Below are 18,211 nucleotides of genomic sequence, written 5' to 3'. Positions count from 1 at the left end.
CACTCGCACGAGCCCACACTCTGACGCCCCATCACCCGCCCAGCCATGAAAGGGACATCCCCATGAGAACACCTCTGCGCGCCCTGCTGGTCACCTCCCTGCTCTGCGGAACCGCCGCCGCGGCACCGACCGCCACCGCGGCGGAGAAGGACCGCCTCCAGTACGTGGCACTCGGCGACTCCTTCGCCGCCGCCCCGCTGGTCCGCCCGGCCGACCCCGCCGACCCCAAGTGCGTCCGCTCGCTCGCCGACTACCCGCACATCGCCGCCGGGGCGCTCGGCGCCGACCTGACCGACGTCAGCTGCTCCGGCGCCACCGCCGACGACTTCACCGCTTCGCAGCACCCCGGCACCGCGCCCCAGTACGACGCGCTCTCCGCCGGAACCGACCTCGTCAGCATCACCATCGGCGCCAACGACAACGCGCTGTCCAGCCTCCCCTCCGACTGTCTCAACCTGCTGCCCAAGCCGCTCGGCAAGAGCTGCGCGGCCACCTACACCCAAGGCGGCACCGACCGCTACGGCACGGCCATCGACGCCTGGGCCCCCAAGTTCGACGTCGTCCTCGACACCGTCCGCCAACGCGCCCCGAACGCTGAGGTGTTCGTCGTCGGCTACGGCAAGTACTTCCGTACGGGCGGCTGCTTCCCCGTCCAGCCCTACTGGGGCCAGGACGCCGACTACATCCAAGCGAAGATCAATCAGCTCGGCCGGGTACTGCGCACCACGGCCGCCCGGCACGGGGCCACGTTCGTCGACACCGACGACCTGGGCACCGACCACGACTCCTGCGCCCCCGCGGCCGACCGTTACATCGAGGGCGCCGTCTCCACCAGCGACGCGTTCCCCCTGCACCCCAACGCCCGGGGTTCGCGCGCTAACGGCCGGGCTCTGGCCGATGCCGTACGGGCGGATGTGTCGCCGCGCTGACAGCGGGGAACCCCGGACCCGGCGCCATGACCGGGCCACCAACCTGTGGCCCCTGGCCCTGCTCTCCTTCGGTGAGAGCTGGCACAACCTCCACCACGCCGACCCCACCAGCGCCCGCCACGGAGTCGACCGCGGCCAGATCGACCCCTCCGCCGCCGTCATCCGCCTCCTCGAACGCCAGGGCTGGGTACGGGACGTGCGCTGGCCCGCTACGGACCGCATCGCCGCCCGTCGTAGGTGAACTCCCAGTGGCGAGAAGAGGAGGTGTCTCAGGTGCGCAGCAGCCGCTGTGTGATCTCTCGGTACTGCCGCATCGTTTGACGGAGTTCGTTCGACTGCGTTTCGGGGTCGTGGCCCTGCCAGCCCTCGTGGAGGGCGCGCCGGTGTTCCGCGAGAGCGCTCATGAGCTGGGCGGTGACTTCATCGAAGGTGCCCTCAGCTTCTTCCAGTGCCTCGAGAGGGCTGCCGGCGAAGTTGTTGACGGCCTCTTGCAATCGCAGGGCGAGCCGGTCGCGTTCGCCCGACGTAAGAAGCGGCTCCGGGCCCGGAGCTCGGCGTTCGGTAGAGCCCCGGACTTTGTCCGGCGGCTGCTGAGCACGTGCCTGGTCGTACATCATCGTGTGTCGCTTTCCTGTGTGTCGTGTCGGCGGCTTGGAAATGGGCCGACGGGGCCGATGAGCTGTGGGCCGGTCAGAACCCAGGTCGGCGTGGAGGATCCGGAGTTGTCGATGAGACGCGAACCACGTACGACACGCGGCGGTTGTGGGAGCCCAGCGTAGTTGCACAGCGCGGTGAAGGCAGCCTGCTCCACGTCGACACCCTTGTGCTCGGCCGGTATCCCTTGGTCTGTTCGATCACCACCCTGCAGTTCCACGGCGAGCACACCGAGGCCCTGGAGGAACTGCAACTGGTCCAGGGCCAGGGCCCCAGCCTGGACACCGCCCAGTACGGAATCATGGTGCTGGCCCCCGACCTCGCCCAGCTCTCCCCCTCCCGCTGGCCCGGCCTGCCCACCGCCATCAACAACCTGGGGGTGCACGCCGTGTTCGCCTTCCCCCTGCGCATCGGGATCATCGCGCTGGGCGTGCTGACCGGCCACCGCACCACCCCCGGCCCGATGACCCGCGAGCAGCTCACCGACGCCCTCGGCCTCGCCGACGCACTCGCCCAACTCCTCATCGGCCTGACCGCCCGGCCCGGCGCCCCCGCCGCCCTGCTCCTCGACGACCCCGGCCTGCGCTTCAGCGAGGTCCACCAGGCCACCGGCATGCTCTCCGCCCAACTGGGCATCACCTGCGCCCAGGTCCTGCTCAGACTCCGCGGCTACGCCTTCGGCCACGACCGCCCCCTTCTGGAAACCGCCCGCGCCATCCTTGCCCGTCAACTACGCCTGGACGACCCCGACGGCGGCTCACGACGGCCCTGACGGATACGGCCCTATGAGCGGCGGGAGCAGACTGCGCCGCCCCGCAGGCAGCGGTCCGTTTCCCCGCGGGCGGCTGCGGGCATCTTGCTGGCGAGGGCCGGGCTCACGCCCTGGCCCCGGGCTCCCAGCCCCCGAGCCGTGACAGACTTCACGCTTTCACGAGACCGGCTGGAGCCGTATCACCGACAACGCAGCTCCAGCCGCCGCCCACCGGGGCGTGACGGCCAGCGAGGCTACTCCCGCAGCCCCCGCCGCCCGGAGGGCACCTCGCGCGAGGGCCGGTCGAGGGGGAGCCCCGGTACCTCGCGCCCCCGGCCGCTGCCGCGTCCGCGCGGCGGCGGCCGCACAGACGCGCTACAGCTGGGTGGCGGCGGTCGCGGCGAGTCGATCGAGCCTTTGAGTACCCGTCGTTCGGCACCGCGCTCTTGCTGCTGCGCCAACGGATCCTTGAGCGGCCGTTGGCGAGCCACCGCCTCACGAGGAGGAGCCGGTTGCCTCGCTGTTCGTGATGAGGAGCGCCACACCGTCGAGCAGCCGCCCAAGGCCGTACTCGAAGAGCGACTGCACGCTGATGTCGACGCCGGGCCTTCGCCTGATGGCAGCGAAGGCCGGGAGTGCGCCTCCGGCCAGCAGGGCGTTCATCGCCTCCTCCTGGTCCTCCAGCCATTCCTCGCCGCTGATGCCGGTGTCCCGGCTGGCCTGCACCTCTGCTTCCAAGTCGGCGGCCGTGCCGCGCACGTAGCCGAACAGGGTGATGGCCGTGTGCAACATGGCGTTGTCGTCGAGGCCGTGCCCGTCGAGCGCGCGCAGCGCCCTGTCGATGTGCAGCATGCCGTTGGGTGCCAGCACGGGTCTGCTGAGACTCATGGTCCGGGCGAGCCACGGATGGGCGCGGTAGAGCTTCCATTGGGTCCGGGCGCAGTGCTCGAGCTGGGCGCGCCACCCTTCCTGCGGCTCGGGCAGCGGTTCTTCCGCGAAGGCCGCGTCGGCCATGAGGGCGACGAGTTCGTCCTTGTTCCGCACATGCCGGTAGAGCGACATCGTGGCCACGTCCTGCTCGGTGGCGATGCGCCTCATGGTCAGCGCGGTCAGCCCCTCGGTGTCGGCGATCCGGATCGCGGCACGCACGATGCCCGCGCGGACGGCTTCGTCGGGGGTGTCCGCGCCGGCGGTGCGGGCAGCGTTCCGTCCGGAGCGGCTGGGCCTCGGCACGGAGGCGGACGACGGACTGACCACCGTTCCGACTCCCGGCACAGCACGTACCAGCCCGTCCTGGCGCAGTGCGCTCAGCGCCTTGGTGGCCGTGGCGGTGGCCACGCCCCAGCGCAGGGCGATCTGACGGGTTGACGGAACCCGTTCCCCGGGGCGCAGTTCGCCCGTCTCGATCCGCCGTCGGATCTCGGCGGCGATCCGGGCGTAGGGCGGCTGCTCGGGCATGACGCTCCCTCTGCATATCGGCAGTGTGCTAGCACACCAACTCTAGCGAGCTAGCACGCTTTTCGCTCAAGACCCCTTCCCTGCATGGATTTTATGTCCGTACGTTGTACACATCACAACGACGTACAGGAGCTTCCCATGAACATCCTCATCTCTGGTGCCAGCGTCGCCGGTCCCGCCCTCGCCTACTGGCTGCGCCGCCACGGCTTCACCCCCACCGTGGTGGAGCGAGCGGAGCAGGTACGCGACGGCGGGTACGCAGTCGACTTCCGCGGTGAGGCTCTCGACGTCCTCGACCGGATGGGCATCCTGGATCAAGTACGCGCTCTCGACACCGAGATGAGTGATGCGGCGCTGATGGACGGGGACGGCAAGCAGTACGCCACCCTCCCGGCGGTGGTCTTCGCGGGCGACCTGGAGATCCTCAAGGGCGATCTGACCCGCATCCTCTACGAGGCCACCCGTGACGACGTCGAGTACGTCTTCGGCGACTCCATCGCGAGTCTGGAAGAGGACGAGACCGGCGTGCACGTGACGTTCGAACGCGGCGAGCCCCGCACCTTCGACCTGGTGGTGGGCGCCGACGGGCTGCACTCGCGCACCCGCGCCCTCACGTTCGGCCCCGAGGAGCAGTTCATCCGCCACCTGGGCATCTACACCGCCATCTTCAGCCTGGACAACTACCTCGGGCTGACGAACACCGGCCAGCTCTACAGCGTGCCGGGCAAGGCGGCCAACATCTTCAGCGCCCGCCACAACACCGAGGCCAGGGCCGCACTGCACTTCGCCTCCGATCCGCTGGAGTACGACCGGCGCGATGTCGCGGAGCACAAGCGCATCGTGGCCGAGCGGTTCGCCGACGACGGCTGGCAGGTGCCGCGACTGCTGCGGGAAGCCGCCGACGCGCAGGACTTCTACTTCGACGCCAACGCCCAGGTGGAGATGGAACGCTGGTCCAAGGGCCGGGTGGTCCTGCTGGGTGACGCGGGCTACTGCGCGGCGCCGACCTCGGGCCGGGGCACCTCACAGGCCCTGATCGGCGCCTACATCCTGGCCGGGGAACTCGCGGCGGCCGGCGGTGAGCACACTGCGGCGTACGCGGCGTACGAGCAGCAGATGCGTGCTTACGTCAGTGAACACCAGCAGGCCGGCCGGGAGGGGGCCAAGCACTTCTTCATGGGCACACCGACCCAGGAGATGCTCGACATGATCGCCGCGGGCATGCCGGAAAGTGTCCGAGGACAGGCCATCAGGCTCAAGGACTATCCGGTCGCCGACCGCTCTACTGCCGCGTCGGCTGGCTGAGGATCCAGCGGCCGGGCTCGGCCCGTGGGCAAGCCCCCCTCCAGCGGAGGGGAGAAAGCGGCTCCGCCCCACGGACCTGTCCGGAGGGGGAGCCACTGCAAGCGAAATCCAGCACTACCCGTCCCGCAACCGGACCCTCGCGTGCCCGGAAGTCGGGTCATGCTCCAAAATCACGTACCGGCACAGGACGGCGAGGGCGACGATGCAGCCGCCCATCTCCAAACCCTCCTCCACGATCGTTCCCAGCATGAGCACGGTGCTGTGGCCGTTCGCGTGTGCCCAGCCGTTGAACGCCTCAACCAGCAGCGCTCCCCCCAGATACACCGCCAGCGCCCCCAGCAGCCCGTTCCGCAGATCGCGCGGGAGCTTGCGCGCCCACAGCACGGCGCACACGGTGCCCGCCGCCGCGAGGACCGCGCCCGGCAACACCCAGGCGTGCGTGGGCAGCGAGCCCCCGGCCCACTGCTTCCACGACCGGCCGACCTCGCCCAGGCGCTCGTGCCACGAAATCGTCTCGTCCGCGCTGAGCAGTGCGGTCGCGGCGGCAAGACCCAGCCAGGACACGCGCCCGGGGCGCGCGCCGTGCGTGCTGAGCAGCGCGGCGGTCAGCGCCATGCCCGCCACGGCAAGCAGCAGCGTGCTGTTCCACCAGGTGGCCAGGTTGGCCTCGACGTCGACGTTCACCAGCCTGCGGATGCCCGGTATGGGGTCGTAGTGGTTGTAGGCGCGCGTGGCGAGGTCGGCGACGAGTAAGGCCACGGTGGCGCCTGCGGCGAACCGCAGTACGCGGCGGGCCGGCGGTCTCGCGAGATCACCGACGAGTCGGTCGCGAGTTCGAAAATCGGTCATACCCATGGAGATTAGCGGCCTGATCGGAGGACCAAGTGGCCGGGGCATCCCGTGAGTTGGACAGGCGGGCAGGTCAGACCGAAGTGGCCTCGGGCGCTGCCGTCGTGTCCCGGTGGCGCGGTGCTCGGGCGTTGACCAGGAGGAAGGCGACCGCGGAGGCGGCGAGCATGATCAGGGCTGCCCAGCCGGTGGCGACGGTGAAACCGTGGACCACGCCGGAGTCGAGGATCTCGGCCTTCCCCTTGGGCGTCAGCTGTCCGGTGCGTTGCGCCTCCCCCATGTGGGAGGTGACGTAGGTGGCGGTGCTCGTGGTCGCGATGGTGTTGAGCAGGGCCGTGCCGATGGAACCCCCGACCTGCTGGGCGGTGTTGACGGTCGCCGAGGTCACGCCCGCGTCCTGCGGGGCCACTCCCGCCGTGGCGGTCGCCATGACGGGCATGAAGGTGAGACCAAGGCCGAGGCCCAGCATCAGCATTCCGGGCAGGATGTGTCCGGCGTAGCTCGAGTGGGTGCCGAGGAAGGTCAGGGTGAACAGGCCCGCCGCTCCGAGCAGCAGTCCGGGGCCCATCAGAAGCCGGGGCGGTACGTGGTGGAGCAGTCGGGCGGAGATCTGCGTCGACCCGATGATGATCGCGATCGACATGGGCAGGAAGGCGAAGCCGGTCTTCACCGGTGAGTACCCGAGGATGCTCTGCAGGTAGTAGGTCATGAACAGGAACACGCCGAACATGCCGATGGTGGCCAGGCCCATGGTGAGCATCGAGCCGCCGCGGTTGCGGTTCTTCACGATGTGCAGCGGGAGCAGGGGATGCGCCGCCCGCGCCTGCCACCAGGCGAACACCGCCAGTAGAGCGACACCTCCGACGAGCAGTGCGAGGACCATGGCCGATGTCCAGCCGCGCGACTCGGCTTCGCTGAGCCCGTAGACCACGGCGACCAGTCCACCGCAGCCCAAGACCACTCCTGGGACGTCCAGCTTGGCGTCCTTGTGTCCGGTGCGGTCGTGCAGGAGGGAGACGGCACCGAAGACGGCGAGCACGGCGATGGGCACATTGACGTAGAGGCACCAGCGCCAGTCCAGGTACTCGGTCAGGATCCCGCCGAGCAGGAGACCGAGCGCACCTCCGGCGCCCGCGATGGCTCCGTAGATGCCGAACGCCTTCGCCCGCTCCTTGCCGTCGCTGAAGGTGGTGGTCAGCAGCGACAGAGCCGACGGGGCGAGGACCGCCGCGAACACCCCCTGGAGGGCGCGCGAGGCGAAGAGCATGGTGGGGCCCGTGGCCGCACCGCCCAAGGCCGAGGCGGCGGCAAAGCCGACCAGCCCGACGATGAACGACCGCTTGCGCCCCACCAGGTCGGCGATCCTGCCGCCCAACAGCAGCAGACCGCCGAAAGCCAGCGTGTAGGCGGTGATGACCCACTGGCGGTTGCCGTTGGTGAGACCCAGTTCCCGCTGCGCCGAGGGCAGCGCGATGTTCACGATGGTCGCGTCCAGGACGACCATCAGCTGCGCCAGCGCGATCACGGCCAGAGCCCACCAGCGACGGCTGTCCGGCTCCGTCCCGGACCCGGCCGAACCCACCTGACCAGCAGAAGTTTGCTCTCCTGAGCTACTCATAAACAACAGAACACCACGAACCGCCCAATCCGGCAGCGGCGAGAGACCCATGTATCGAGCACCCAGGCCGGTCCGCCCCGGAAGCACCCCGTGGTCCCACCGCACTTCACGCCCACCGCACTTCACGGCTAGGACGAGTGGCGCCTGGGGAAGTCGTCGAGGTCGTCCTGGTAGACAATGGCGACGGCGCGCATACCGAGGGCTTCGCAGAAGGCCCGGCCGCCTTCATCGCGGGGCGAGCAGTGGACGACGGGGCGGGTCCCCCCACGGCTAGGATGAGGGCCGTTTGCCCGCAGGGAGTTGAAGATGCCGAGCCGTCGCCCGGAGGGGACAGCCTCCGACACGCCGTGGAACCAGACGTTCAGCCATTCGATGTGGCGGGCGAACAACTCCGTGCATCGCGCCCTGAACGAGCGGCTGCGCTCCCTGGGCGTCACGATGACGCAGCTCGGGATCGTGATGACGCTGGACCAGTACGGGCCGCTGTCCGGGGCGGATCTGGCCCGGGGGCAGAACATCACTCCGCAGAGCGTGACGACGGCGCTGGCGCGTCTGGAGCAGATCGGGTGGATCGATCGGCATCCGCACCCCGTACACAAACGGGTCGTGCTGGTCGAGCCGACCGAGGCGGGGCTGCTGGGCATGGCCCAGGGGCGGAAGCTCGTCGAAGCGGTCGTCGAACGGCTCTGCGAAGTGGTCGGCGGGCCCGATGAACTGAACCGTCTCACGCTCGGCATGCGCCGCATCGCCGTGGCCCTCGACGGCCCCGACTCCCCCGTAGCCCGCATGTGGCCGGATCCGCCCACGGCCGGCTGACAGCCCTTCGCGGCCGGGGCCGACCGGCGCCGGACTCTCACGACGAACAGCCGCCAGCCCGCCAGCCATGTACGGACCGGCCACGCCCCGGCGACCGTCCCGGGTCTCCCAGCCGTACCCCAAGAACGGCCCTCAGCTCCCGCATCGGCGCGCACCGTGCCCTCCAGTCTCAGTCATTTGGGACTTTGACAGGCAACTGATAACTTGACCGGCGCGTTCGATCAGGAGGGCCCTCTCACCATGTCCGCGATATCCACCCCCCACCACCGCGCCGTCGCGCGCCCGGCACTGACCACCGTCTTGGCGTGTCTCGGGATGTTCGCCGCCTACGTGCCCATCGGCAGCGTCTCGGTGTCCCTTTCCCGTATCCAGCAAGGGCTCGGCGCCTCCACGTCCGACCTGCAATGGGTCTCCGACGCGTTCATCCTGCCGATGGCCGCGCTGATCCTCACCTTCGGCCTGATCGGTGACCTGTACGGCCGCAAGAAGGCCTACCTCGCGGGCATGCTCCTGTTCGCCGCCGGTTCCGTGACGTCCCTGACCGCGCACAGCGTCGAGCAGGTCTGGGCCGGCCAGGCCATCGCCGGTGCGGGCGCCGCGGCTCTCGCCTCCTCCACACTGGCCCTGATCAGTCACGCCTACCCGGACTTCCGGGCCCGCGCCAAAGCCATCGCCGCCTGGGCCGCGTCCCTGAGCATCGGCATGGCCCTGGGCCCGCTGATCAGCGGTGTCATCCTGGAGCACGCCAGCTGGCGCTGGATCTTCCTGCCTGCCGCCGTCATCACCGCCGTCACCGGCCTGGTGGCCGTGCGGATGCTGGAGGACTCCCGCTCCGCGCACGGCCGCGCCATCGACGTCCCCGGCCAGATCGCCGCGATCGTCTTCATCATCGGCCTGATCTACGGCGTGATCGAGGGCGGCGGGGTCCACGGCTGGGCCCAGACCAAGGTCGTCGTCGCGTTCGCCGCCGCCGCGCTCGGCCTGATCGCCTTCATCGTCGCCGAGCTGCGCTCCCCCTCGCCGATGCTCTCCCTGAAACTCTTCGCGGTGCGTCCCTTCACCGGCGCCGGTGTCGTCAACGCGATCGTCATGTTCGGGATGATCGGCTCCGTCTTCACCCTCAGCCTCTTCTTCGGCAGCGTTCAGCAGCTCTCCGTCCTCGACATCGCCTGGCGGATGCTCGTCTTCAACGGCGTCTCCATCATCACCGGCCCGCTCGTCGGCCGTCTGATGGGCAAGGTCGCACCTGGCGTACTCCTGTGCGTCGGCCTGCTCGGCACCGGCGGCGCCATGTTGTGGCTGACCGGCCTGCAGACCGACTCGGGGTTCGGCGCGATGGCAGGGCCCCTCGCCCTGTTCGGCCTCGGCATGGGCTTCGTGATGACGCCGATCAGCGCGGTCGCCGTCGGCAGCGTCCCGCACCACCTGGCGGGCATGGCGGGCGCGGGCAACAACACCCTGCGTCAGCTCGGCGGCGCCCTCGGCCCCGCCGTCCTCGGTGCCGTTCTCACCAGCCGGCTCACCTCCGCACTGCCCGGACACCTCGCGGACTCCGGGCTGCCCGCCGCCGACCAGCAGCGGGTGGGCGAGGCCCTCGCGCAGGGCGGCGTGGGCGCCGCGGGTCACCTCGGGCTCTCCCCCGAGGCGACCGGCCCCGCACTCGGCGCGATCGGCGCGAGCTTCACCGACGCGGTCCACGTCTGCATGACCATCGGCGCGGTCGGCATGCTGGTGGCCCTGATCGCCACGGCCACCCTGATCGGCTTCCGCCGCCCTCAGCAGGCCCGGCCGGCGGCTCCGGCCCAGGAAACCCCGGCCCCCGCAACACCCTCTGCCGAGGGCCAGGAAACGCCCGGTCAGGTCGGCCCCACCCTCCACGGACACATCCGCACCTCCACCGGTGCCGTTCACGCCACCGTCACCCTGATCTCCCTGACGGGACGTCAACTGGGCCGCACCGTGGCCCGCCCCGACGGAGGCTACGAACTCACCGCACCCGGCGCCGGCACCTACGTACTGATCGCTGCCGCCACCGGACACGAGCCGCAGGCGGCCACCGTCAGCATCGGTGAGGAGCCGCTCGCGTACGACATCCTGCTCTCCGGTCCGCAGGGCCTGAACGGGTGTGTCACCGGCGCCGACGGGCTTCCGGTCGCCGCCGCCGTCGTGATCGTGACCGATGTGCGGGGCGAGGTGCTCGCCACCGGACAGAGCGGCCAGGACGGGGAGTTCACCTTCGAGGAGCTGCCCGCCGGTGAGTTCACCGTCGCCGTGCAGGCAGAGGGGCACCGGCCGACCGCCGTTCCCGCAACGGTCGGCGACGGCGGACCCGGCCGGGTGGAGATCGCCCTCATCGCGGGCGCCCGGCTCCAGGGCTCGGTGCACTCCCCCGATCTGCGCCTGCTGCCGGACGCCCGCGTCACGCTCGTCGACGCGGCGGGCAACGTCGCCGCGACGGCCACCACCGGCGCGGACGGCGCATACGCCTTCACGGACCTGGACGCCGGGGAGTACTCCGTCATCGCCAGCGGCTACCCGCCCGTCGCCACCCCGCTGCGCGTGACGGGCCCAGGCTCCGACGCCCTCGACATCGAGCTGTCCCACCCGGCGCCCTGAGCTTTCCACCGTCCACCCAGTACCTGTTGGGCCGGCCTTAGTAGCAGCCCACAACCGGCGACCGGCCCCGGCTTCCTTGAGAGCGGGGCCGGTCTTCTGGCATACAGCGCCTACCGGCTGACCCGACGGCCCGGCCTCACCTCAGGTGCCGGCCGAAGAACCGGTTCCCGTCCTCCACCTCGAACCACGGGGTGCCGGTGTGTCCGCCCAGGTTGGCGTGCAGCGTCTTCTCCTTGCTGGCGAAGGCGTCGAACAGGTCCAGGGCCCGCTGCCGGGGGTTGCCTTCGTCGTCCCACTGCAGCAGGAACAGCAGCGGAACGGTGACCTGCCGGGCCTCCTCGCGCTGGGCCCGGGGCACGAAGCCCCCCGCGAAGAATCCGGCGGCCGCGATGCGCGGCTCGCTCACCGCGAGGCGGATGCCGACGGCGGTCCACCCCGAGTACCCGACCGGGCCGCCGATCTCGGGCAGCGCGAGCAGGGCGTCCAGCGTGGTCCGCCATTCCGGAACCGCACCGTCCACCAGCGGGCCGATCAAGGACTCGAAGATCTCATCGACCGGCTCACCTGCCTGCATCGCCCGGCGGAGGTCCGCGCGCGCCTGCTCGTCGGCGGCGGAACGGGGCCGGTCACCGCACCCGACGGCGTCGATGGTGGCCACCGCGTAGCCGCACGCCGCGGATTGCCGGGCCCGGGCCACAAGCCGGGCCGACCCCTTGGGCAGGCCGTTGTTGTGGGCCATCAGGATCAGCGGGGCCGGTGCGGCGGATTGAGGCGTCCACAGGGTGCCGGGAATCTCGCCGAGGGTGAATTCGCGCTCGAGGACGCCGTCGTCGAGGCGCTGTTCGGAAGTGAAGTGCATGGTCGTGCCTTTCGGGAGTGCGCTTGATCGGCGCTCCCGGACGACCTATCGCCCGACCGTGACCCCGGAGGAGAGCACCCATGTCAATGCTGTGTTCACGGGTACCACCTCCTCGTTCTCTCGCACGGCCTCCGAAAAAGTAGCAGTGGCCGTCGTGGCCCGCCAACAGGTTTTCCGCGGAGGCTCCGTGGCTCCTCATGGCTCGGCACGACGCATGGCTCCGCACGCTGCACATGACCGAAACCGTGCCCCGCGTACGTCATGTGACGCATTGACCCCACAGCGCCATCAGGGTTGCATTCATGGGGTCCTCCGGTGGGGAGCCGGAGAGACCGACGTCTACGAGGGGGAAATATGCGGGGAATCTCGAACCGGAGCACCACCAGACGTGTACGGGCCGCCCTGACCACGGCGGTTGCGCTCTGCGCGGTCACGGCGGCGCTGCCCGGCACCGCCTCGGCCCGACCCGCGGCCGTGGCGGACGATGGCGGAGCCGATGTCGAGAGGATCAGTGTCGCGGCCGACGGCACCCAGGCCGACGACAACTCCACCGGTGCCTCGATCACGCACGACGGCCGCCGCGTCGTCTTCGCCTCATCGGCGAAGAACCTCACGTCCGACGCCACCACGGGAGGCGAGAGGGTGTTCGTCCGCGACCAGCGGACGCGGACGAACGCGCGGATGGGGAACCTCGCCCCGCTCCAGCCACCGGTGATCAGCGGCGGTGGGGGATACATCGGCTATGCGCATCAGTGGATCACCAACGTACGCATTACCCAGTACCAGGTGAGCACGGGACGCACCGCCTCCCTCAACTGCTCCGCCTACACCTGCGACCAGCCGTCGCTGAGTGCGGACGGCCGCTACACCGCGCATGTCATCCGCTCCGTCAGGCAACCGTCGTTCGGCCAGCGCATCGAGGTGCAGGACTGGAACAACGGTGGCGCCAACCAGACCGTCGCCACCCTCGACCACACCCAGCCGTCCCGGCCGTCCATCAGCGGCGACGGCCGCTATGTCGCCTACCAGGACGGCAAGACGAAGGACGTCTTCGTATGGGACCGGACGGGCGGCACCACCTCCGCCCCGATCGAGGGCCCCTCCCAGGAGGCGACGCTCGTCCAGCTCAGCGACGACGGCGGCAAGGTCGTCTACCTCTCGGGCTCCGACACCTACGTCCACGACGTACGCACGGGCAGCGCCCAACTGGTGGCGAACGTACGGGGCGTGGCCATCGATCCCACCGGCCGCTATCTGCTGTACGCCCCGCACGACACGAGTGGGGCATCGCTCGCGCTGCGCGACCTGGAGACGGGCACCGACGAGATCGTCTCGAACCAGCCCGCTTCGGCCGGAACCGACGCGGTCAGCTCCGGTGGGCGTGACGTGGTCTTCCAGTCCGCGGCCGACGACATCGTGCCCGGCGACACCAACGGCAAGTCGGACGTCTTCGTCCGCCGCTTCTACTGATCAAGGCACGGGTTCGTAGCTGAACCACGCGAGGTGGAGGGTGCCGCCGGTGGCGAGCAGTCCGGTGAGGCGTGGCCACCCGCGAACCCCTCCCCCGTTACCGCCTATGCCTGAGTGGCCTTCACACTCTCACGACGGGTGTCGAGTTGAGAGCGGTGATTGCCCGCTCAGGCGGACAGGCGGGCGTCGTCCTGGGAGACCACCCCGGTGAGCTGCGCCCGCGCGGCGGCCAGCGCTGCCTCGGGAGTCCGCGTACCGGTGGACACGCACAGCGTGTACGACACGTCGTCCAGTCTGCGCCGGACCTCGGCCGAGTCGTGCCGGGCCTGCAGGTCTCGCAGCGAAGTGTGCATTTCGAGCAGGCTGTGCAGGGCGGCGGGGTGGGGCTTGAGCACCGTGTGCTCCCTTCATCGTGTGCGGACACAGGCCGTGGGCCGGCCCTTGGCTGACCTCTGGTGCCCATCGGTGGGGCCGGTATTCACAGAGATTTGATACGGCCGCATCAAGGCCCCGTGGGCTTCCTGTCAGCCGAGCGGGGCACCCGCGCCCACTCGTGACTTCTTGCCCACCGCCCCGGCCATGGAGGGCTGCGGGCCTTTGGCACCGGCCGTGTCAGGACCTTGGTCACCGGGATGGATGAGGAAGGTCCCGGTATGCGGCCCCGTCTCTGCGGAACGACAGCCGAGACCGCCACAACCAGGTGAGGAGAAGGTCCTGTGCCAAGGCACATCGGGGTGAGCGATGCCCAGGAACGACAGATCCAGCCAGCGTGCTCCGCTTCGCGCGCGGAGAACCGCACCGGCGAGGCACCACGTACGCGGGCCGGTTCCTTCCGTCAATCCGGCCGGGCGGCCGGGGGCCTGCGGCTGGTCCCGGACGGCGACAGGCGGTCCCCGGCTCCGGTCGCCGGCCTGACCCCATGCGTCCCGGGAATGGCGGAGGGCGGACCGTGCTGGCTGAGCCTGGCCGCACGCGACGTCATGGCCGCCAGGGAGTTCTACGCCCGGGTGCTCGGCTGGTGCCATGTCCCGCTGCTCGGCCCGCCGCGCCCTGCGCGTTTTCTGGCCCTGAAGGCCGGTGCGCCGGTGGGAACCCTCAGTCAGGCGACGTGTGATCTGGGCGTCTCCGCGGGGTGGATCCCCTACTTCGCTGTCACCGACATGGACACCACCGTGGGCCGGCTGCGCGAGCGCGGCGCCACCGTAGCCGTCGGGCCGCTGGCCACCAGCACCGGGCGGATCGCCGTGGCGGCGGGTCACCAGAACGCCGTGTTCGGCCTGCGCGAACAGGCCCCAGACGATCGCTGGAGGTCAGGCGATGGTCCCGTCGCCCGCCTTGAGCTGTACACCCGGGACATCTTCGCCGCCGCCCTCTTCTACGGGGGCGTGCTGGGCTGGGCCGGCGGGGCGAGTGACAACTGCGAAGTGGAGTACACCGACGGGCAGATCGCGGTGCGCGACGGGCTGCGCACGGTCGCCACCCTCAAGGAGGACGCGCCGCAGGACGCTGCGCCTCCGGGCTGGCACGCGTGTTTCCGGGTGGCAGACGTCGACGTGGCCGCCGCGGCGGCCGTGGGCTGGGGCGGGCGAGTCGTCTCACCGCCCCGAGGACCCCTCAGGCGGCGTGAGGCCGTGCTGGGCGACCGTGAGGGCAACCCCTTCACGGTCATCACAGGCTGAGACATACAAGGCGAGAACGTGAGGAGTCAGACGATGTTTCAGCAGGCCGTGGACATGGACGACGCCGGGCCGGCCGAGCGGGCGCGGGACGAGATCGCCGGGCTGCCGCGGATCGTGGAAGCCGACCAGGTCGCGCCGAGGGACGCACGGGAGCTGTCGAAGCTCTTCTTCGATCAGCTTCAGACGCTCGAGGAGGGGTCCGCCGGCTATCTGTACACGCGCAACACACTGATCGAGATGAACCTCAGCCTGGTGCACTACGTGGCCCACCGTTTCCGCAACCGCGGCAACGGTCAGATGGAGGACATCGTCCAGGTCGGAACCATGGGGCTCATCAAGGCGATCGACCGGTTCGACGTCGACCGCGGGGTCGCGTTCATCTCCTTCGCCGTTCCGTACATCCTCGGAGAGATCAAACGCCACTTCCGTGACACCAGTTGGGCCGTGCACGTGCCGCGCAGGCTGCAGGAACTGCGCACCGAGCTGCTCAAGTCCAAGGACCGGCTGGCCTCCTCGCTCGGCCGCGAACCGACCGTCACGGAGCTCGCCGCCGACCTGGGGGTGAGCGAGGAACAAGCCCTGGAGGCGCACGTCGCCGCCAACGGCTACGTCGCGGGCACTCTGGAGATTCCGCACGGCGTGAGCGAGAACGGTGACGCCCGCACCGGCGGACTCTGTCTCGCCGACGTCATGGGTACGGCGGACCCTGCCCTGGAGAGGTTCGAGAACCTCCATGCTCTGGCACCGCTCCTGGCCGGACTGGACGAGCGCGAACGCCGCATCATCGAGATGCGCTTCGGTCAGGAGATGACCCAGACCCAGATCGGCGCCGTGCTCGGCATCTCACAGATGCACGTCTCCCGGCTCCTGTCCTCCACCCTCGCCCACCTCCGGACCGGCCTGCTCGCCCACGACTAGCCCGCCTGTCCCTGTCACTCCGGGCGCAGCCACACCGTCGCCAGGGGTGGCAGGGTCACGCGCAGGCAGGCCGGGCGGCCGTGCGCGGCATCGGGGTCCGGTTTCAGCGGGTCCGCGTTGCCGACGTCTCCTCCCCCGTAGCACGCCAGATCGGTGTTGAGGGTCTCCCGCCAGACAGTGGCGGTGTCCGGCACACCCAGCGCATAGTCGCGACGGACCACGGGCGAGAAGTTGCACACGGCCATCAGGGGAGCGCCGTCGGCGGCGAAGCGCAGGAACGCAAGGACATTGTCCTCCGCCGCGTTCGCCTCGATCCAGGAGAATCCGGCAGGCTCGGTGTCGCGCTCCCACAAGGCTGGAGCGGCCCGGTACTCACGATTGAGGTCGCGTACGAGGTCGCGTACGCCCCTGTGGTCCGGTTCCGCCGGGTAGGCCGGGTCCAGAAGCCCCCAGTCCAGGCCGCGCTCCTGCGACCACTCGGCGCCCTGCGCGAACTCCTGTCCCATGAAAAGGAGTTGCTTGCCGGGGTGGGCCCACATGAAGCCGAGGTAGGCGCGGTGGGTGGCGCGCCGCTGCCACCAGTCCCCCGGCATCTTGGAGACCAACGCCTGCTTGCCGTGGACGACTTCGTCGTGCGAGAGGGGCAGGACGTAGTTCTCGCTGTAGGCGTACACCATCGAGAACGTCATCTCGCCGTGGTGGTGGACGCGGTGCACCGGGTCACGCTTGATGTACTCCAGCGAATCGTGCGACCAGCCCATGTTCCACTTCATGCCGAACCCCAGGCCGCCGAGACCGCCGGGTCCGGTCTCGTGGGTGGCCCGCGTCACGCCGTCCCATGCCGTCGACTCCTCGGCGATCGTGACCACCCCGGGGCAGCGCCGGTAAACCGTGGCGTTCATCTCCTGCAGGAACGCCACCGCGTCGAGGTTCTCCCGGCCGCCCGACTCGTTGGGTGCCCACTGCCCCTCTTCACGTGAGTAGTCGAGGTAGAGCATCGAGGCGACGGCGTCGACGCGCAGGCCGTCGATGTGGAACTCCTGGCACCAGTAGGTGGCGTTGGCGACAAGGAAGTTGCGGACTTCCTTGCGGCCGTAGTCGAAGGTAAGGGTGCCCCAGTCGGGGTGTTCGGCGCGTCGGGAGTCCTTCGGTTCGTACAGGTGCTCCCCGTCGAAAGCGGCCAGCGCCCAGTCGTCCTTGGGGAAGTGTGCGGGCACCCAGTCGAGGATGACGCCGATGCCCGCCTGATGCAGCGTGTCGATGAGGTACTTGAAGTCGTCGGGGGTGCCGAGTCGGGCCGTGGGCGCGTAGAAGCCGGTGACCTGGTAGCCCCACGATCCGCTGAAGGGGTACTCGGCGACAGGGAGTAGTTCCACGTGGGTGAAGCCCGTGTCCGTGACGTAATCCGTGAGCTCGTCGGCGAGTTGACGGTAGGAGAGGCCGGGCCTCCAGGACTCCAGATGGACCTCGTAGACGGAGAAGGGGGCCCGATGGACAGGACGGTCCGCGCGGTGTGCCATCCACTGCGCGTCCGCCCACACGTGGGTCGACCGGGTCACGACCGAGGCGGTCGCCGAGGGCACCTCGGCGCGGCGGGCCATCGGGTCCGCGCGCAGGGTATGGGTCCCGTCGGGGCGGGTGATGTCGAACTTGTACAGGGCCCCTTCGCCGATTCCGGGAACGAACAGCTCCCACACACCGGTCGAGCCCAGTGAACGCATCGGGTACGCGGCTCCGTCCCAGTGGCAGAAGTCCCCGCAGACCCTGACCCCGCGCGCGTGGGGCGCCCACACCGTGAACCGGGTGCCCAGCACGCCCTGGTGGGTCATCCGGTGCGCTCCCAGCGCCTTCCACAGCTCCTCGTGCCGACCGTCGCCGATGAGGTGCAGATCGAATTCCGCCAGTGCGGGGAGAAGGCGGTAGGAATCCTCTTGCTCGCCGCTCCAGCCGTCGTAGGTCACGTGCAGCAGGTACTCGGGGATCGCGTCCAACGGCAGCACACCGGAGAAGAAGCCGTCGCCGATGTCGCTCAGGTTCACGCGTCGCCCGCCGGTGAGGAGTGCCACCGCTCGGGCGCCGGGGCGCAGGGCCCTGAAGGCCACGCCTCCGGATACCAGGTGGGCGCCGAGCACGGCGTGCGGGTCATGATGCGTGCCCGACAGCAGGCGCTGTCTGTCCTGTGCGTCGAGCGGGGCCGCGGGAACGCGGTCCTGACCGTCGACGACCGTCACGGCGGGGGCGGGAGAGAGGACGGCCAGGGCGCGGGCAGCGGATGCCTCGGTGGTGTCC

General features: G+C 70.0%; 15 protein-coding genes and 1 pseudogene. 9 read left to right on the top strand and 7 right to left on the bottom strand.

Translation table 11 applies throughout. The features are described 5' to 3' along the window. Nucleotides 1-62: 62 nt before the first annotated feature. Both ACFUPX_RS18175 and ACFUPX_RS18170 read left to right on the top strand, forming a co-directional pair. Nucleotides 63-929 carry an SGNH/GDSL hydrolase family protein gene (locus ACFUPX_RS18175; RefSeq protein WP_383322844.1) on the top strand — a complete coding sequence of 289 codons (867 nt, stop codon included), beginning with the start codon at nt 63-65 and terminating at the stop codon, nt 927-929. Nucleotides 930-939: 10 nt separating this feature from the next. Further along, nucleotides 940-1,170 (top strand): annotated as a pseudogene (locus ACFUPX_RS18170) (acyl-CoA desaturase); the annotation flags it as partial. Between the two features lie 28 nt (nt 1,171-1,198). Here ACFUPX_RS18170 and ACFUPX_RS18165 read toward each other — a convergent pair. Further along, the gene (locus ACFUPX_RS18165; protein WP_383322841.1) at nt 1,199-1,546 is read right to left on the bottom strand and encodes a hypothetical protein; all 348 of its coding nucleotides are present in this window, start codon (nt 1,544-1,546) and stop codon (nt 1,199-1,201) included. A gap of 143 nt (nt 1,547-1,689) precedes the next feature. Between ACFUPX_RS18165 and ACFUPX_RS18160 the strand changes: the two genes are divergently transcribed. After that, the gene (locus ACFUPX_RS18160; RefSeq protein WP_383322838.1) at nt 1,690-2,355 is read left to right on the top strand and encodes an ANTAR domain-containing protein; all 666 of its coding nucleotides are present in this window, start codon (nt 1,690-1,692) and stop codon (nt 2,353-2,355) included. Nucleotides 2,356-2,829: 474 nt separating this feature from the next. Here the strand turns inward: ACFUPX_RS18160 and ACFUPX_RS18155 are convergent, their stop codons facing one another. After that, nucleotides 2,830-3,792, bottom strand: coding sequence for a TetR/AcrR family transcriptional regulator C-terminal domain-containing protein (locus ACFUPX_RS18155; protein WP_383322835.1), 963 nt, complete (start codon nt 3,790-3,792; stop codon nt 2,830-2,832). Nucleotides 3,793-3,930: 138 nt separating this feature from the next. On the opposite strand from ACFUPX_RS18155, the gene ACFUPX_RS18150 reads away from it, so the two are divergent. Next, a complete protein-coding gene (locus tag ACFUPX_RS18150) occupies nt 3,931-5,097 on the top strand; it encodes an FAD-dependent monooxygenase (protein WP_383322832.1) in 1,167 nt (388 codons plus the stop codon). Nucleotides 5,098-5,211: 114 nt separating this feature from the next. On the opposite strand, the gene ACFUPX_RS18145 is transcribed toward ACFUPX_RS18150, so the two are convergent. Beyond that, nucleotides 5,212-5,946 carry a hypothetical protein gene (locus ACFUPX_RS18145; RefSeq protein WP_383322829.1) on the bottom strand — a complete coding sequence of 245 codons (735 nt, stop codon included), beginning with the start codon at nt 5,944-5,946 and terminating at the stop codon, nt 5,212-5,214. A 73-nt stretch (nt 5,947-6,019) separates the two neighbouring features. Next, entirely contained in the window at nt 6,020-7,450 is a 1,431-nt protein-coding gene (locus ACFUPX_RS18140) for an MFS transporter (protein ID WP_383322931.1), read from the bottom strand. Between the two features lie 420 nt (nt 7,451-7,870). Between ACFUPX_RS18140 and ACFUPX_RS18135 the strand changes: the two genes are divergently transcribed. Both ACFUPX_RS18135 and ACFUPX_RS18130 read left to right on the top strand, forming a co-directional pair. Then, on the top strand, nt 7,871-8,380 hold the full coding sequence (locus ACFUPX_RS18135; protein WP_383322826.1) for a MarR family winged helix-turn-helix transcriptional regulator: 510 nt from the start codon (nt 7,871-7,873) through the stop codon (nt 8,378-8,380). A 240-nt stretch (nt 8,381-8,620) separates the two neighbouring features. Next, entirely contained in the window at nt 8,621-10,996 is a 2,376-nt protein-coding gene (locus ACFUPX_RS18130) for an MFS transporter (RefSeq protein ID WP_383322823.1), read from the top strand. 136 nt (nt 10,997-11,132) lie between these two features. On the opposite strand, the gene ACFUPX_RS18125 is transcribed toward ACFUPX_RS18130, so the two are convergent. Then, entirely contained in the window at nt 11,133-11,855 is a 723-nt protein-coding gene (locus tag ACFUPX_RS18125; RefSeq protein ID WP_383322821.1) for an alpha/beta hydrolase, read from the bottom strand. A 354-nt stretch (nt 11,856-12,209) separates the two neighbouring features. Between ACFUPX_RS18125 and ACFUPX_RS18120 the strand changes: the two genes are divergently transcribed. Further along, nucleotides 12,210-13,325 carry a hypothetical protein gene (locus tag ACFUPX_RS18120; RefSeq protein ID WP_383322818.1) on the top strand — a complete coding sequence of 372 codons (1,116 nt, stop codon included), beginning with the start codon at nt 12,210-12,212 and terminating at the stop codon, nt 13,323-13,325. A gap of 167 nt (nt 13,326-13,492) precedes the next feature. On the opposite strand, the gene ACFUPX_RS18115 is transcribed toward ACFUPX_RS18120, so the two are convergent. Continuing rightward, complete coding sequence (locus tag ACFUPX_RS18115; protein WP_383322815.1) at nt 13,493-13,720, bottom strand: DUF5133 domain-containing protein; 228 nt, start codon at nt 13,718-13,720, stop codon at nt 13,493-13,495. 537 nt (nt 13,721-14,257) lie between these two features. Between ACFUPX_RS18115 and ACFUPX_RS18110 the strand changes: the two genes are divergently transcribed. Together ACFUPX_RS18110 and ACFUPX_RS18105 are read left to right on the top strand one after the other, a co-directional pair. Beyond that, on the top strand, nt 14,258-15,004 hold the full coding sequence (locus ACFUPX_RS18110) for a VOC family protein (RefSeq protein WP_383322812.1): 747 nt from the start codon (nt 14,258-14,260) through the stop codon (nt 15,002-15,004). 54 nt (nt 15,005-15,058) lie between these two features. Next, entirely contained in the window at nt 15,059-15,922 is an 864-nt protein-coding gene (locus ACFUPX_RS18105) for a SigB/SigF/SigG family RNA polymerase sigma factor (RefSeq protein WP_383322928.1), read from the top strand. Nucleotides 15,923-15,936: 14 nt separating this feature from the next. Here ACFUPX_RS18105 and glgB read toward each other — a convergent pair whose 3' ends face one another. Then, complete coding sequence (glgB, locus tag ACFUPX_RS18100; protein ID WP_383322925.1) at nt 15,937-18,153, bottom strand: 1,4-alpha-glucan branching enzyme; 2,217 nt, start codon at nt 18,151-18,153, stop codon at nt 15,937-15,939. Nucleotides 18,154-18,211 lie beyond the last annotated feature (58 nt).

Origin of the sequence: Streptomyces sp. NPDC057302, assembly GCF_042667685.1 — a bacterium.
Lineage (GTDB): Bacteria > Actinomycetota > Actinomycetes > Streptomycetales > Streptomycetaceae > Streptomyces.
The sequence above is the reverse complement of the archived record's forward strand: the minus strand, read 5'-3'. Positions and strand labels throughout refer to the sequence as shown.

Excerpts from the sequence above, each read along its gene's own strand:
- ACFUPX_RS18175 (WP_383322844.1), top strand. The coding sequence starts at position 63 with ATGAGAACACCTCTGCGCGCCCTGCTGGTCACCTCCCTGCTCTGCGGA.
- ACFUPX_RS18165 (WP_383322841.1), bottom strand. The coding sequence starts at position 1,546 with ATGATGTACGACCAGGCACGTGCTCAGCAGCCGCCGGACAAAGTCCGG.
- ACFUPX_RS18155 (WP_383322835.1), bottom strand. The coding sequence starts at position 3,792 with ATGCCCGAGCAGCCGCCCTACGCCCGGATCGCCGCCGAGATCCGACGG.
- ACFUPX_RS18150 (WP_383322832.1), top strand. The coding sequence starts at position 3,931 with ATGAACATCCTCATCTCTGGTGCCAGCGTCGCCGGTCCCGCCCTCGCC.
- ACFUPX_RS18145 (WP_383322829.1), bottom strand. The coding sequence starts at position 5,946 with ATGACCGATTTTCGAACTCGCGACCGACTCGTCGGTGATCTCGCGAGA.
- ACFUPX_RS18140 (WP_383322931.1), bottom strand. The coding sequence starts at position 7,450 with ATGGTCGTCCTGGACGCGACCATCGTGAACATCGCGCTGCCCTCGGCG.
- ACFUPX_RS18135 (WP_383322826.1), top strand. The coding sequence starts at position 7,871 with ATGCCGAGCCGTCGCCCGGAGGGGACAGCCTCCGACACGCCGTGGAAC.
- ACFUPX_RS18130 (WP_383322823.1), top strand. The coding sequence starts at position 8,621 with ATGTCCGCGATATCCACCCCCCACCACCGCGCCGTCGCGCGCCCGGCA.
- ACFUPX_RS18125 (WP_383322821.1), bottom strand. The coding sequence starts at position 11,855 with ATGCACTTCACTTCCGAACAGCGCCTCGACGACGGCGTCCTCGAGCGC.
- ACFUPX_RS18120 (WP_383322818.1), top strand. The coding sequence starts at position 12,210 with ATGCGGGGAATCTCGAACCGGAGCACCACCAGACGTGTACGGGCCGCC.
- ACFUPX_RS18110 (WP_383322812.1), top strand. The coding sequence starts at position 14,258 with ATGGCGGAGGGCGGACCGTGCTGGCTGAGCCTGGCCGCACGCGACGTC.
- ACFUPX_RS18105 (WP_383322928.1), top strand. The coding sequence starts at position 15,059 with ATGGACGACGCCGGGCCGGCCGAGCGGGCGCGGGACGAGATCGCCGGG.